This window comes from Janthinobacterium sp. PSPC1-1 (genome assembly GCF_049897625.1).
Lineage (GTDB): Bacteria > Pseudomonadota > Gammaproteobacteria > Burkholderiales > Burkholderiaceae_D > Janthinobacterium > Janthinobacterium tructae.
The window spans coordinates 253087-267915 of record NZ_JAFCWP010000005.1 but is presented as its reverse complement, the minus strand read 5'-3'; the positions used below and the strand labels follow the sequence as shown (position 1 = coordinate 267915).

Annotated in this window: 11 protein-coding genes; 6 read left to right on the top strand and 5 right to left on the bottom strand. The window is 62.5% G+C overall.

Annotated elements, in window-relative coordinates:
- Positions 1-40: 40 nt before the first annotated feature.
- From ACP7EG_RS17885 to ACP7EG_RS17875, 3 genes are all read left to right on the top strand, one after another.
- Positions 41-376: a DUF3579 domain-containing protein gene (locus ACP7EG_RS17885; protein ID WP_029496213.1), complete on the top strand. Its 336-nt coding sequence runs from the start codon at positions 41-43 to the stop codon at positions 374-376.
- A 319-nt stretch (positions 377-695) separates the two neighbouring features.
- Positions 696-1514 (top strand): AraC family transcriptional regulator, encoded by an 819-nt coding sequence (locus ACP7EG_RS17880; RefSeq protein ID WP_426088701.1) that lies wholly within the window; start codon positions 696-698, stop codon positions 1512-1514.
- A 2-nt stretch (positions 1515-1516) separates the two neighbouring features.
- On the top strand, positions 1517-2983 hold the full coding sequence (locus ACP7EG_RS17875) for a nitrilase-related carbon-nitrogen hydrolase (RefSeq protein ID WP_426088700.1): 1467 nt from the start codon (positions 1517-1519) through the stop codon (positions 2981-2983).
- Positions 2984-3174: 191 nt separating this feature from the next.
- On the opposite strand, the gene ACP7EG_RS17870 is transcribed toward ACP7EG_RS17875, so the two are convergent.
- Positions 3175-3915, bottom strand: coding sequence for a GntR family transcriptional regulator (locus ACP7EG_RS17870; RefSeq protein WP_071079073.1), 741 nt, complete (start codon positions 3913-3915; stop codon positions 3175-3177).
- Between the two features lie 460 nt (positions 3916-4375).
- Between ACP7EG_RS17870 and ACP7EG_RS17865 the strand changes: the two genes are divergently transcribed.
- The 3 genes from ACP7EG_RS17865 to ACP7EG_RS17855 all read left to right on the top strand — a co-directional run bounded on the left by ACP7EG_RS17865 (position 4376) and on the right by ACP7EG_RS17855 (position 9573).
- A complete protein-coding gene (locus tag ACP7EG_RS17865; RefSeq protein WP_426088699.1) occupies positions 4376-7027 on the top strand; it encodes a TonB-dependent receptor in 2652 nt (883 codons plus the stop codon).
- Between the two features lie 123 nt (positions 7028-7150).
- On the top strand, positions 7151-8464 hold the full coding sequence (locus ACP7EG_RS17860; protein WP_426088698.1) for a glycoside hydrolase family 18 protein: 1314 nt from the start codon (positions 7151-7153) through the stop codon (positions 8462-8464).
- Positions 8461-9573 carry an acyltransferase family protein gene (locus tag ACP7EG_RS17855; RefSeq protein WP_426088697.1) on the top strand — a complete coding sequence of 371 codons (1113 nt, stop codon included), beginning with the start codon at positions 8461-8463 and terminating at the stop codon, positions 9571-9573. The genes ACP7EG_RS17860 and ACP7EG_RS17855 overlap by 4 nt, the downstream gene beginning before the upstream one ends.
- A 2-nt stretch (positions 9574-9575) precedes the next feature.
- Here the strand turns inward: ACP7EG_RS17855 and ACP7EG_RS17850 are convergent, their stop codons facing one another.
- The 4 genes from ACP7EG_RS17850 to ACP7EG_RS17835 all read right to left on the bottom strand — a co-directional run bounded on the left by ACP7EG_RS17850 (position 9576) and on the right by ACP7EG_RS17835 (position 14821).
- Positions 9576-10775, bottom strand: a complete 1200-nt coding sequence (locus ACP7EG_RS17850) for a DUF5009 domain-containing protein (RefSeq protein ID WP_426088696.1) — start codon at positions 10773-10775, stop codon at positions 9576-9578.
- 79 nt (positions 10776-10854) lie between these two features.
- A complete protein-coding gene (locus tag ACP7EG_RS17845; RefSeq protein ID WP_096234191.1) occupies positions 10855-12171 on the bottom strand; it encodes a tetratricopeptide repeat protein in 1317 nt (438 codons plus the stop codon).
- 158 nt (positions 12172-12329) lie between these two features.
- Positions 12330-13463: an ABC transporter ATP-binding protein gene (locus ACP7EG_RS17840; protein ID WP_426088695.1), complete on the bottom strand. Its 1134-nt coding sequence runs from the start codon at positions 13461-13463 to the stop codon at positions 12330-12332.
- 14 nt (positions 13464-13477) lie between these two features.
- Positions 13478-14821 carry an MFS transporter gene (locus ACP7EG_RS17835; protein ID WP_426088694.1) on the bottom strand — a complete coding sequence of 448 codons (1344 nt, stop codon included), beginning with the start codon at positions 14819-14821 and terminating at the stop codon, positions 13478-13480.
- Positions 14822-14829: the final 8 nt, after the last annotated feature.

Genomic DNA, 14829 nt, shown 5'->3' with positions numbered 1-14829 from the left:
CCGCCGGGGCCATTCACGCAATCCAGTCCCGACAAGCCACATGGCCGAGTTATCTCAAAAAACAGGGGAACTCTCAGACGAGTTCTTCATCCTTGGTCTCACCAGCAATGGCAAGCAATTCCGACCCAGCGATTGGGCCGAGCGCCTTTGCGGAGTGATGTCCTGTTTCAATCCCGAAGGTGGCGGGCGCAATGCGCACCTCCAGTATTCGCCCTACGTGCGCCCGACCGTCGTCAATGGCGTCAAGTCGGTGGTGGTCAACACCAAGCTGCGAGAGATCGAGCCGATGGCGTTTCACTTCGTGCGCGAGTTCGCCAAGGATAACGACCTGCAGATCGTCGAAGCCTGCTTCTTGCCGCCTCCTGAAGAAAAGTAAGACCCGTTTCATTTGAGCTGGCGCAAAGCCCGCCACGGCGGGACGGCGTAGCGTGGGCACTCTGCCTCAAACGCAGTGGCGACATGCGTATCGGCGACATCTGTACCCTGCACACCATCCATCGCGTCGCGCTTTGCGGCCGGCGATGCTCACCGGCTCGGCGCCCCCATACAGAGTACGGTTGCGCTTCTCAGCCACAAATCACTGCCGCTCGCTACGGCTTTGTCAGGTGTTCCGCTCGCCCGGTATTGCGCAATTCCGGTCAAGTCACGGCTTGCTGAAAATGCTACAGTCGCTGCTCGTTCAATGGGAAGCGTTCATGCACTATCTGGCCAAAGCACTCTGGTATATCGAATCGCATTACGCGGAGAATATCTCGCTCGGTGATATCGCCCACATGGGCGGCGCCTCGCCGTGCCACATGACGCGCGCGTTTGGCCTGGCCACGGGCCACTCCGTGATGCGTTATGTGCGGGCGCGCCGGCTCAGCGAAGCCGCTCTCGTGCTGGCGCAGGGCGCGCAAGACATTCTCAGTGTTGCGCTGCAGGCTGGCTACAGTTCCCACGAAGCATTTACACGGGCTTTCCGCGAACAGTTCCAGATGACGCCGGAAAGAGTGCGGGCCCAGCGCCATGTGGCCAACCTCGCGCTGGTGGGGGCCATCAAAATGGACGTGGCGCCTGGCGTGCCCCTGGAAGCACCCCGTTTCGAGCAGGGGCCCGCCTTGCTGGTGGCGGGCCTGGTCGAACGTTATCGCGCGGAAACGTCTGCCGGCATTCCCGCCCTGTGGCAGCGCTTCCTGCCCCACGTGGCGCCCGGCCAGCTGGTGTATGGCGTGTGCTGCAACAATGACGATGCGGGCAATTTCGATTACCTGTGCGCCATGCCGGTGAGTGACTTTTCCCAGGCCCCCGACGGCTGGACGCGGCTGCGCATCGCGCCGCAGCGCTATGCCGTGTTTCACCACCGCGGGCATATTTCCACCATCCGCGTCACCTGGCATACGGTGTGGAACGAGTGGCTGCCACAGTCCGGGCTGGAAGTGGCCGACGCGCCCGATTTTGAACGCTACGACCAGCATTTCGATCCTGCCAGCGGCATCGGCGGCGTGGAAATCTGGCTCCCCTTGAAAGCCTGAGCATGTTCCCAACCTTGTCTGCGCCGACTGCCGGCGCCACCGCGCTGCGCCAGCGCCTGTTGCAAACCGCCGCCGCGCTGGCGGCGGGCCTGCCCCTGTACTGGGTGCTGGGGCCGCAGCCGCTGGGCTGGCTGGCCTGGTGCGCGCCGTTGCCCGTGCTGTGGCTGGCCCTGCGCTCGTCGCGCCGCGATGCCGCCTGGATGACGTTCCTGGCCGCCATGCTGGGCCTGTCATCCAACTTTGCCTATTTCCGCCTGCTCATGCCCTTGCCGGCCGTGCTGGCCGTGATGCTCATCAAGGCATTGCTGTGGCTGCTGGTAGTGCTGGCCACGCGGCGCCTCGTGCTGCGCTACCGGGCGTCCTGGACGGTGCTGGCCTATCCCGTGTTGTGGGTAGCCATCGATACCTTGATGGCGGCCCTGCTGCCGGATGGTAATTGGGGCAGCCTCGCGTATTCGCAAGCGGATAACGTTGCCGTGCTGCAGGTGGCGGCCCTGGCTGGCGTGCCCGGCTTGCTGTTTTTGCTGTGCCTGGCGCCATCCGCGCTGGCCTTGCTGCTGGCGGGCGGCCGTGCGTATACGTCCGCGGCGGGCCTGACCGTGTTGTTGCTGGCGGCCGCGTTCGCTGGTGGCGCCTGGCGCGTGCAGGGCGTGTCGGCATCAAGCGAGTCGGCACCAAGCGGGCCGCTGGCAGGGCTGGTGGCCATCGATGACTTTATCGGCCCGGCCACGCCGCCGGCGCGCGCGCAAGCCATCTGGGACCAGTACGTGCGCCACGTTGAAGAGCTGGCCGGGCAGGGCGCCAGGCTGGTGTTGTTGCCGGAAAAGATCGCCGTGCTGGCGCCCGCGCAGGCGGATGCCGTGCGGCAGCGTTTCCAGGCGCTGGCGCGCAGTGCGGGCGTGTGGATCACCGTGGGCATCGGCGTGCACGACGCTACCGGCCGGCGCAACCTGGTCTGGCTGTTTTCTCCCGATAGTGCCGCGCCCGTCAGCTATCAAAAACATCATCTGGCGCCGCCCGAGCGCGATTTTCTTGCTGGCAGCGCGTATGCCGTGCAGCCGGTGGCGGGGCAGGCCATGGGCCTGGCCATTTGCAAGGACATGCATTTCGCGCCGCTGGGGTTGGCATATGGTAAAGCCGGGGCGCAGGCGATGCTGGTGCCGGCCTGGGATTTCCAGTTTGACGCCTGGATGGGCGCGCGCATGACCGTGGTGCGCGGCGTGGAAAACGGCTACGCGGTGCTGCGCGCGGCGCGTGAGGGCGTGCTGACGGTCAGCGATGCGTATGGACGGGTACTGGCGGAGCGGGCCAGCAGCAGCATGCCGGGCAGCACCTTGCTGGCGCCGCTGCCGGCGCATCCGTCCGTCTCCACCTGGGCGGGATGGCTGGGGCCGCTGTTCGGCTGGCTGTGCGTGGCGCTGGGCGTGATTTTGCTGTGCCTGGGCCGCCGCGCGGTGCCCGCTGCCTGACGCATAACGGCACGTTTTGCTGCAATGCGCAAAACCGCGTTATGCGCCCTTTTTTATATTCTCCGCACGCAGCCACATAATCGCCGCCGATGATTGCACCATCGCCGTGCATATATAGGCGCGTTGCCGGTATATATATTGCACTGCAATAAGTGGTGTTATCTGGTATTGAGAAATGCGGGCGGCTGGTATTAATTGGTACTTAATTCGGCCACGAAGTCATACATATCGCCGCGGAAGTAGGAGCGGCAAAATTCCACGGCGCGGCCATCGCGCAAAAAGCCCAGTCTTTCCACCGACAAGCCCGCGTCGCCTTCCTGCGCCTGCAGCAGGCTGGCCTGTTCCCCCGTCAGTAAAAGTGCGCTGAGGCGCTGCAAGGCGCGCACGGGCCGGTTGCCTGCCTGTTCCAGCGCGTCATACATGGACACGTCGACGGCGTCGAGCGCCGGCAGGCAGCTGGCGACGATGGTCGCGTACTCCAGGCACATCGGTATCTCGTCCGCATAGCGGATGCGGTGGAAGCGGTACACGGGCGCGCCCGGCGACAGCCGCAGGCGCAAGGCCTCTTCCGGCGTGACGGTGCCCTCTGCGCGCTTGAGCCACACGCTGCGGGGCGTGCGCCCGCGCGCCCGCATGTCCTCGGAAAACGAGGTCAGCTTGGCGAAATTCTTCTCGATGCGCGTATTGATGAAATTGCCCGAGCCGGGGCGCCGCACCAGCAAGCCCTCGTTGACGAGGCCATCGATGGCCTTGCGCACGGTGATGCGCGAGACGGACAGGTCGCTGGCCAGCTGGCGCTCGGCCGGCAGAGCTTCCTCGGGGCCAAGGATGCGCTTGTCGATCGCTTCGCGCAGCGCGCGCTGCAGTTGCTGGTACAGGGGCAGGCTACTCGTCTGCCCCAGGCCTTGCATGATGTGAGCCAGGGTTGTCATACGCTGAGGGTCTCCGTTACGGCGCGTTGCAGACGCGCTCTGTATCTGTTTTGTGTCGCTGGATAATACCAAAAAAGACCGTTATAAAACCAATTTGAATTATCAGGCCGGCAATTTATGCCTGGCCTCGCTGGTATTTACCTCGCTCATACGGGCTACGGATTGATTCAGGTGAAGTGGTCTGTGTGATTCAAACAACGTTATAAAAAAAAAGTTGCAACTGGTAGTGTTCTGGTATTGGATAGTAGTATATTGGCGTTGAATTGGTTTTGTAAGTGGTTGTACCGAAGGGTCTGCAGCATGCCGGCGAGAGTGGGCGGGCTGGAAAGAAGATCTACGTTAAAAATGAAAAGGGTCCAATCCTGGAGCCTAAATCAAGGGGGAGTACATGAAACGCAATTTGACAGCTAGCTCTGCAGCACGCAATTTGACGCCTATCGCCGCTGCTGTGGCTATGTTGGTGGCCGGCGCGAGTTTCTCGGTGCATGCGCAGGAAGCCGTGGCGGCCAAGCCGGCAGCAACGGCTGAAGTTGATGAAGGCCAGACCGTCGTCGTGACGGGTATCCGCGCATCGCTGCAACAATCCTTGAATCAAAAACGCAATTCCGACAGCCTGGTCGAAGTGATCACGGCTGAAGACGTGGGCAAGATGCCTGACAAAAACATCGCCGACTCGCTGCAACGCGTGCCAGGCGTCAGCGTTGCCGCTGCGGGCGGCAACGAAGGCAGCTTTGGCGAAAATGACCGCGTGGCACTGCGCGGCACACCGTTCGGCCTGACCCTGACCACCTTCAATGGCCACTCGGTCAGCAGCGGCGACTGGTTTGCCGACAACATCATCGGCGGCGGCCGCAGCGTCAGCTTCTCGTTGTTCCCATCCGAACTGATCGGTCGTGTCACCGTGCACAAAGGTTCGCAAGCGAACCTGCTGGAAGGCGGCGCGCAAGGCGTGATCGATATCGAATCGCGCAAACCGCTGGACTTCAAGAAACAAATTACGGGTCAGGTCAGCCTGGGCGCCGTGTACTCGTCCAACTCGGGCAAGAAAGATCCGCAAGTGAGCGGCATGCTGAACTGGAAGAACGATGCCAACACCATGGGTGTGATGGTGCAGGGTTTCTATCAGAAGCGCAAACTGAGCCGTGTCGGCCAGGAAAATGGCGTCTGGTATGACGAAGTCAAGCCGGATTCGGCAGTTGCTGGCGCCTTGCCAGGTTCGGCCGGTGGCCGCGTCAACTACATGGGCGGCACCGCCTGGTTCGAACAGGAACGTACCCGCAAGGGCGGCCTGATCGACGTGCAGATCAAGCCGACCAGCGCACTGACCCTGGACTTCACCCTGTTCCACTCCGAACTCGACGCACCGAACATCAACCATAACTTCATCCAGACCGTGGGCCTGGAAACGGGCAACAAGGGCGGCTACCCTGTTGGCAACGTCAGCGGCATTTACAAGGGTGGCGTCGTCACGAGCCTGCACACCACGATTCCACCGAACTGCGGCGCCGTCTGCGCAGGTTATTCCACTGCCGTGCAGGAAGAGTTCAGCCGTCCTGTGGCGGAAAGCAAGTCCGACTTCTTCAATATCGATGCCAAATACCGCGTCAACGACCGCCTGACCTTCTCGGGCAAGGTCGGCACGACCAAGGGCGTGGGCAACACGGAAAGCGGCGCGCTGGGCGTTTGGATGCCTTGGACGGGCGGCGGCTACACCCAGAGCGGTGCCAGCCATGGCGTGATTTACGATACGCCGGGCGCGGACAAGTTCTCGATCGGCGGCCGTCAGGCAACGCCTTACACCTACGGTTCGCACGTTACCGCGAACGACAAGGAAACCTATGGCCAGATCGACGGTATCCTGAAACTGGACCTGCCAGCGATCTCGTCGGTGGAATTCGGCGCCCGCGTTGCAGAGCACAAGCGTGACCTGACCCAGATCGGCATCGTTGCCAAGCCTTCGCTGGGCGTCACCGCCAACCTGCCGATGAATGGCCTGACCTCGTTCCCAAGCAACTTCAACGACCTGGGTGTGAAGGGCGCCGGCTACTGGACGTTCTCGCAAGCGAGCGTCAATCAGTGGCTCAAGGATAATGCCACGTACCAAGGCAACATGCGCCAATCCGAGTTCAACATCAAGGAACCGACCCAGTCGGTGTACGCGATGGCGAACTTCGGCACGGAAGGCCTGTCGGGTAACTTCGGCGTGCGCTATGTGCATACCAAGGAAGATGTCAACCGCTACGAGTTGAACCCGGCTGCCCAGTACGAAATCAAGAACTACACCAACACGTATAATGATTTCTTGCCTAGCGCTAACTTCCGCCTGGATGTGACGAAGGATATCATCGGCCGTTTCGGCATCAGCCGCACCATGGCTCGTCCTGAACTGGGCATGATGGCGGGCCTGGATCTGCGCGACAACCAGCTCGACGGCAACGCCGGCAATCCTAACCTGCGTCCTATCCGCTCGAACAACGCCGACATCGGCGTGGAATGGTACTTCGCGCCAAAATCGATGGTCTCGGCTGGCATCTTCTACTCGTCGCTCGATGGTTATGTGACCTACGGCAAAGGTGTGACGACGTTCTACAACCAATTGCAGAACAAGTTCACCCAGTATGAAGTTGGCACGCCAACCAATACCACGGCGGAAGTCAAGGGCCTGGAACTGTCGTATGTACAAGCATTGCCAGCAGGCTTTGGTGTGAACGCCAACTACACCTATACCGATGGCAAGGAAACGGGCAACGTCAAGGGTTCGCCATGCGGTGATTTCGGCGAATGCACCATGATCGGCACCTCGAAAAACGCCTATAACATTGGCGCGTTCTTTGAGAACGACAAGTTCAGCGCGCGCCTGACGTACAGCTACCGTTCGCAATTCCTGAACGGCACCTCGCGTCGCAGCGCCGCCTACCAGGCTGGCATTGGCGGCCTGTCCGCATCGATCGCCTACCAGCTGACGGAAAACCTGGCCATCACCCTGGACGGCAAGGATCTGAACAATCCACTGTCGCGTTCGATCATCAAGACCCCTGGTTCGGATGACATGCCAGGCGCGTTCTACAAGAACGGCCGTCAGATCTACCTGGCATTGCAAGGCAAGATGTAAGACGTTGTATGTAGTTGATGCCTCCCGGCGGACACCCGGGATGGCATGACAATGGCGGAGCGCAGCTGGCTCCGCCATTTTTTTATTGCAAGATGGTTTTCTTTATATGGTGGGATAGCTCCGATGACATTACATGCAATGCTGGCTTGCTGCGCCTGCGCGCTGCCACTGGCCGCCTCCGCCGCGCCGGCCTTCGCGCCGGAAGTGGTGGCTTATTATCCCGGCTGGAAATCGGCCGATTTTCCCGTGAGCGAGCACAATATTCGCGCCGCCAATGTCAGCCTGATCCAGTACGCGTTCGCCGACATCTGCTGGGATGGCGAACATGGCAATCCCGCACCCGAGGGCGGTGGCGTGAGCGCCTGCCTGGATGCGCAGGGCCAGCCGTCCCGGCCGGGCAATGGCAGCATCGTGCTGCCGGCGCCGCAAGCCGATGCCGACAACTTGCGCAAGCTCAATGCGCTCAAGCAAAGTCATCCACGGCTGCGCGTTCTGCTGTCGGTGGGCGGCTGGATCTGGTCGAACCGCTTTTCGGACGTGGCCGCCACGCCGGCTGCGCGCCAGGCGTTTATCGCTTCCGCGCTGGAACTGGTGCGCCGGCATGGCCTCGATGGCGTCGATATCGACTGGGAACATCCGGCCACGGGGGGAATTCCCTGTATCGAAGGCAAGGTCTGCCACCGCAGCGGCGACAAGGAAAACTATGTGCGCCTGGTTAGCGAACTGCGCAGCGCCTTCGACCAGGCTGGCAAGCAGGCGGCCGGCCGCCATTACCTGATCACCATCGCCGCCGGCGCGCATGCCAGCCTGAGCGATGACAGCGATGACAGCGATGCTGCGCCGGGCTGGATCGTCCGCCTGGCGGCGCAGCTGGATTGGGTCAACCTGATGACGTATGACTACCGTGGCGTGTGGGATGTCGAGAGTGGCCAGCTGGCACCCCTGTATGCCGATCCCGCCGACCCGCAGCGCGACAAGCAGCTGTATGCGGACGCCACCGTGACGCGTTTCCTGCGCGCCGGCGTGCCTGCCGCCAAGCTGGTGCTGGGCGTGCCCTTCTATGGCTATGGCTGGAAGCAGTGCGCCGCCGGTCCCCGCAGTGACGGCCTGTATCAGCCGTGCCAGGGCGCGGCCAGCGGCAATGACGCTACGCCGACCTTCACTTACCGGCATCTGCTGGAGCAGGGCTACCTGGTCGATGGCGAGGGCGCGCGCGGCTTCCGGCGCTACTGGAATGGCGCGTCGCAAGTACCGTATCTGTACAACCGCGACAGCGGCGTCTTCATCAGCTATGAAGATGCGCAGTCGGTGGCGCATAAAGTGCGCTATATCCGCGAGAAGGGTTTGCGCGGTGGCATGTTCTGGGAATTGAGCGGCGATGCGCAGCAGGTTCTGGGCACGGCCCTGGCGCCTGTCCTGCAGGGGGCGCAGCCATGAACCAGCGCTACCTCGCCCTCGACGTCCTGCGCGGCCTGACCGTGGCCCTGATGATCGTCGTCAATACGCCGGGCGACTGGGGCAGCGTGTATGCGCCGTTCCTGCATGCCGAATGGCATGGTTTTACTCTGACGGACCTGGTGTTTCCCAGCTTTTTGTTTGTCGTCGGCAATGCGCTGGCGTTTGCGTTGGGGAAATATGAGCACCTGGGCCATGGCGCCGTGCTGGCCAGGCTGTGCCAGCGCAGCGCGCTGATCTTTTTACTGGGCTTTTTGCTGTATTGGTTCCCCTTCTTCAAGATCGACGATGCGGGCCAGTTCGCCTGGTCGCCCCTGTCGCACACGCGCATTCCCGGTGTGCTGCAGCGCATCGCCGTGTGCTACCTGGCCGCCGCCCTGATCTTGCATTACTGGAAGACACGGGGCGCGCTGGTCTTTTGCGCCTGCGCCTTGCTCGGCTACTGGGCCATCCTGGCGACCTGGGGCGATTACAGCTTGCACGGCAATGCGCCGGCCAAGCTCGATCTGATCCTGCTGGGCGACAGCCACCTGTATCACGGCGAAGGCCTCGCCTTCGATCCGGAAGGTATTCTCGGCACCTTGCCGGCCATCGTCAATGTGATTGCCGGCTATCTGGCGGGCAGTTTTTTACGCCAGGCGACGCCGGCACGGCTGCGCTACAGCTTGCTTCAGCTGGCCGTGGCCGGCGTCATCTGCGTGGCGGTGGCCCTGTGCTGGAATGAAGTATTTCCGATCAACAAGAAGCTGTGGACCAGCTCTTACGTGATGCTGGGCATCGGCCTGGACTTGCTGCTGCTGGCGCTGCTGATGTTCATCATCGACGTGCGCAAGATCACGGGCTGGACGTATTTCTTTGAAGTCTTTGGCAAGAACACTTTGTTCATTTACCTGGTGTCGGAAGTGCTGGTGATCATCGCGTTTACCATGCGTATCGGCAGCGGCAACCTGTACCAGTGGCTGTACCAGCAGTGGTTTACGGGCTGGGCGCCGGCGCGTGTGGGCTCGCTGCTGTTTGCCGTCAGCTTCATGCTGCTGTGCTGGCTGATCGCCTACGCCATGGACAAGCGCAAGATCTACATCAAGGTCTAGCGCTAGAACTTCAGCTTCAGGCCGTAGCGGGTGGCCAGCGTGGTGAAGAGCAGCATCAGGGCGGTGACGGCGGCGGCATTCCACAGGCCGGCCGCGCCGCCCGTTGCCAGATACGGCCACCAGAAGCGCGGCAGGTGCAGCACGGCCGCCAGTTGCTGCCACAGGTCGGGCACGATGTAGGCGAACAGGGCATTGGTACCGGCGGGCAACAGCACCACCGCCCAGGCGCGCCAGCGCCACACATCGATGACGATGTAAAACACGAGGAACAGGGCCAGGATGATGGCGCTGCAGACCAGGGTGTACGATTCCGTCGCGGCGATCTTGTTGATGTGGTGATATGGCCGCAGCAGCAGGCCGGCCGCCAGCAGGCCCAGCGCAAACCACGCCATGAAACGGATGCGCTGCCCATGGCTCAGGGCGGCGCCGCGCAGGAAGAGCTGGCCCACCAGGGTGCCGGCCAGCACATTGGCCGCCGTCGAACCGAGCACTTGCGGCACGTTGACGATGGCATTGATGCCTGCCGGCAGGAAATCCAGGCTGCCTGCCACACCACCCATGTACAGCACGAGCAGCAGGGCAAACATGCCCATCAGCGCCGTGCCGCTACCCTGGCACGCCAGGTACAGCAGGCTGCACAGCAGGTAGGACCAGCCTATCATGCCGAGGATGCCCCACCACGACGGTTGCAGCCAGGTGCTGGAAAACTCGCTGTTCAGTTCGCCACGGAACGTCGCCAGCAGAAACAGCATCAGGGCTCCACCTGCGGCCAGCTCCAGCTTGCCCGCGCCCTGGCGCCACAGCAGCATCATGGCCATATAAAACAGAAGCAAGTACACGGCCTGCGGCAGCAACGCCGCCTGTGCATCGTAGCGGTAGGCATTCGCCAGCACCACGCCGGCCAGCATCAGGCTGGCGGAGCGCCACAGCAAACGTCCCAGCAAGCCTGGCGTGACGTGGCCGCAATGGCGCTGCAAGGCCAGCGGAATGGCCATGCCGACCATGAACAGAAAGCCGGGAAAGACCAGGTCGGGCACGGTGATGCCGTCGGCGCGCGGCCCCGCATGTTCGAGCCAGAAGGCGATGCCTGGCATGCCGGCCAGGTAGTTGACCCAGATCATGGTGACGATCACGCAGCCGCGAAAGGCATCCAGGCTGGTCAATCGTTCAGGTGCAGGTGCGGGGGCGGTGGCTGGCGGCATGGAAGGAGGAAAAGGTCGAAAAAAAAGCAGCCCCGGCCTGAGCCGGGAACTGCTTTGCGCATGCTACGGGGAGCAGGAATTACTGCGCCGCTGCTGCCGGTGCCGCCGCTGCCGTGGCAGGACGGTTCAGCCACAGGATCCAGTAGCGGGCCAGATCGCCCACGCCGTCGCCGCCCTTGACCGTTTCCAGGACCTTGATGGCGTCGTCTTTCTTGCCCGCCATGGCGTAGGAATAGCCGAGGCGCAGTTTGGCGTCTTCTGGACGCTTCAAGCCGCCCTTGGCGATGCCTTTCTGGATCAGGTCGATACCTTTGTCGAACTGGTCCATCGTCACGAAGGCGTAGCCCAGATTGATCAAGCCCGTGCCATCCTTGCTCTTCATGGCCGAAGCTTCGCCGCTGGCGATGCTTTTCGCATCGTCGGCGGCAGCCTTGTTGGCCTGGTCGCGCAGTTTCTTGTGCTTGGCGGCATTCGCGCCCGTGCCCAGCACGCCTTTGGCAAAGCCGGCGTCGAGGACTTTTTTCGCTTCCGTCGGGAAGGCGTTCTGCAAGGCGATTTCAGCCATGTCGCTGTAATCTTGCGGCGACATGGTGCCCACGGCCTTGAATTGCAGGCGCAGCACGTCCAGCGCGAAGCGGTCCGAATAGCCGGCCTTGCCTTGCGTGCGGCTCAGTAAATCGCTCCAGTAGTCATCCGACGGGTAGTAGCGCACCAGGTTTTCCATGGCGACCAGGTAGGTGGCCGGGTCCTTGCTTTTCGAGCCCGTATTGGCCAGCAATTGCAGTTCTTCGATGGTCGGCGTCTTGCCCGCTTGCTGCTTGGCCGTCAGGTCGGCCATCAGTTCCTGTTTCGCGCGCGCAAAATCGTTGCTGAAGTAATAGGCGCGGATGATGTAGGGACGCACGGTGGCCACGTCGCCTGTTTCCGTCTGGTAACGGGTGAACCACTTGATGGCGTTCGGGTAATCCTTGGCGTTGTAGTGGTAGTTCGCCAGCGCCTGGATGAAGTCGCCCTGGGCTTTCTTGTCCAGCTTGCCCGATTCGATCACCGCTTCCAGTGCCGTCATGGCCATAGCCGCATTGTTGGTAGTGGAGGCCAACGCTACGCGCAGGCGGTTCAGCACGAACAATTCGTAGGGCGTCAGCGCGGGAATGGCGGCTGCCTGGTCGATGCGGCTTTGCACGTCGGCATAGTTTTTCGCATCCATCGAGGCTTTGACGGCGGTCGGATCGAGCAGTTTGAATACTTCAGGACGCACCGTGTCTGCGGGCACGGCGGCGGGCGCACCGGCGGCAGCGGCTGGCTTGGCATCCTGCGCGTGCGACAGGGCAGGCAGGACATTGAGGCCGATGGCGGCCAGGAGCAGGCTGAGACGGGCAAGACGGAATTGGGACATGGGTTATCCTTCAATCAATAACAAAAATACGCTCCGGTACTGCTTGCCGCAACAGGGTGCGGTGGCATTACCGGGGGCAGGGAATCTAAAAAAACACGTATTCTGCCATCCTGACCGCACAAGTCAAAGGGCGGCAGCATGGTAAACAAAGGCTATTGTCACATAAACGGCTGGGCTGGAGCGCCAAACGTGCGCGGCAGCGCCTGGCCCTGCGCATTGAACAGCAGGCAGTGCGCGCGTGGCAAGTGCAGGCAGAGGGCCTCGCCTGCCTGGCGCAAGCCCTCCTCGGCCGGCAGCTTGACGGCCAGCATCTCGTTTACCCCCGGCATGCTGGCGTAGACGATGGCCACGTCGCCCAGGTACTCGACATGGCTGACGGCCGCCTCGGCCACGTTGTCACCCGCATGGGCATGCGCGCGCAGGCTGACATGCTCGGCGCGCACGCCCAGGGTCAGCTGCTCGCCCGGCGTCACGGCGTCACCGTGCGCCTCGACCTCGATCACGGCGCCGCCGGGCAGGCGCACGGCCACCGAGCCGGGACCGCAGGCGACGGCCTCGCAAGCGATGAAGTTCATCTTCGGCGCGCCCAGGAAGCCGGCCACGAACAGGTTGCCGGGATGGTTGTACAGCTCGTGCGGACTACCTACCTGCTCGATGCGCCCGCCGTTGAAGACGACGATGCGCTCGCCCAGGGTCATGGCCTCGACCTGGTCGTGCGTGACGTAGATCATGGTGGTTTTGAGTTCCTGGTGCAGGCGCGAAATCTCCACGCGCATCTGCACGCGCAGCGAGGCGTCGAGGTTCGACAGCGGTTCGTCGAACAAAAATACCTTGGGTTTGCGCACGATGGCGCGGCCGATGGCCACGCGCTGGCGCTGGCCGCCCGACAGGTCCTTCGGTTTGCGTTTGAGCAAAGGCGTGATCTGCAGGATCTCGGCCGCGCGCTCGACGGCGGCGCGCACCTCCGCCTTCTTGTGCCCGGCCAGGCTGAGGGCGAAGGCCATGTTCTCGTACACCGTCATGTGCGGGTACAGGGCATAGCTCTGGAAGACCATCGCCAGGCCCCGCTCGGCCGGCGCGATATCGTTGGCCAGCTTGCCGCCGATATGCAGCTCGCCGTCCGTGATGTCTTCCAGCCCGGCGATCATGCGCAGCAGGGTCGATTTACCGCAACCGGAAGGCCCCACGAAGACGACGAATTCGCCGTCGCCGATAGCGAGGTCGATGCCGTGGATGACGGGGTGCTTGTCGTCATACAGTTTGACGATATTCTTTAAAACGATATGTGCCATGAAGTGGTTCTATCCTAGCTGGCGCTGGCTGGCGCCTGGGGGGAATCGGCCTTGCTCAGGTCAGGCGTGCCGGCATCGGCCTTGGCGCCGATGCGCATGAAGCGCGACAGGATCAGGACGGGCAGGGCCGACACCAGCACCCACAGGAAAAAGGTCTTGTAGCCGAGCGCCGTCTGGATGTCGCCGCTGATCATCTTGAACAGCACGAAGCCGAGCTGCATCACGCCGGTGGCGAACGCATAGTGGGCCGTCTGGTACTTGCCGACGGAGACCACCTGCATCATGAACAGGATCAGGCCGACGAAGCCGAAGCCGTAGCCGAACATTTCCACGCTGAGTGCGGCCGTGATCAGGGTCAGGTCGGTGGGCATGCTGTGGCTCAGGTAATAGAACACCAGGTTCGGCAAGTTCATGGCCAGGATCAGGAACAGCATCGCGCGTTTCAGGCCCAGCCAGGAAGTGAAATAGCCGCCGCCTACGCTGCCCAGCAAAAAGGCGACAGTGCCGGCCGTGCCGTACACGGCGCCCACTTCCGTCGTCGACAGGCCCAGGCCGCCCAGCTCGCGCGCTTCGCGCAGGAACAGCGGGCCGATGGTCTGTACTTGCGCCTCGCCGGCACGGAACAGGATGATGAAGGCGATCATGCCCCAGATGCCGGGCTTTTTCAGGAAGTCCACCAGCACGTCCCACAGGGTGCTGCTGATGCCGGCCACGCTCTTGTCGGCCACGGCCGCGTTGCGCACCTGCGGCAGCGCCCACAGGTGATACGCGGCCAGTGACAGCATCATGGCGCCGATGATCAGGAAAATCACCGACCAGGCAGGCTTGACGCCGATATTTTTTTCCAGGTAGCCGGCCAGGATCACCAGGCCACCCAGCGAGATGAATTTGCCCGCGTTGAAGAAGGCGCCCTGCCAGCCCGCGTAGGCCGCTTGCTGCTTGTCCGACAGGCTGGCGATGTACAGGCCGTCGCAGACGATGTCGTGCGTCGACGAAGCCAGCGCGGCGACGAACAGCACGGCGATGCAGGCGGCGAACCACAGCGGCGTTTGCAGCGCCAGCGCGATCAGGCCCAGGCTCAGGCCACCGAGGAACTGGAACAGCACCACCATGGTTTTCTTGCTCGACGCCAGCTCCAGGAAAGGGCTCCACAGCGACTTGAAGACCCAGGCAAAGCCGATCAGGCCCGTCCAGCGGGCGATCTGGTCGTTCGGCACGCCCATGCTCTTGAACATCAGGCCGGCCACCAGGGCCACCGCGTAAAACGGCAGGCCCTGGGCGAAGTACAAGGTGGGCACCCACGAAATCGGGCTGCGGACGCCGCCCTTGCTACGGTTGCTGCTGGTCTTGTCGTTCATGGATGCTT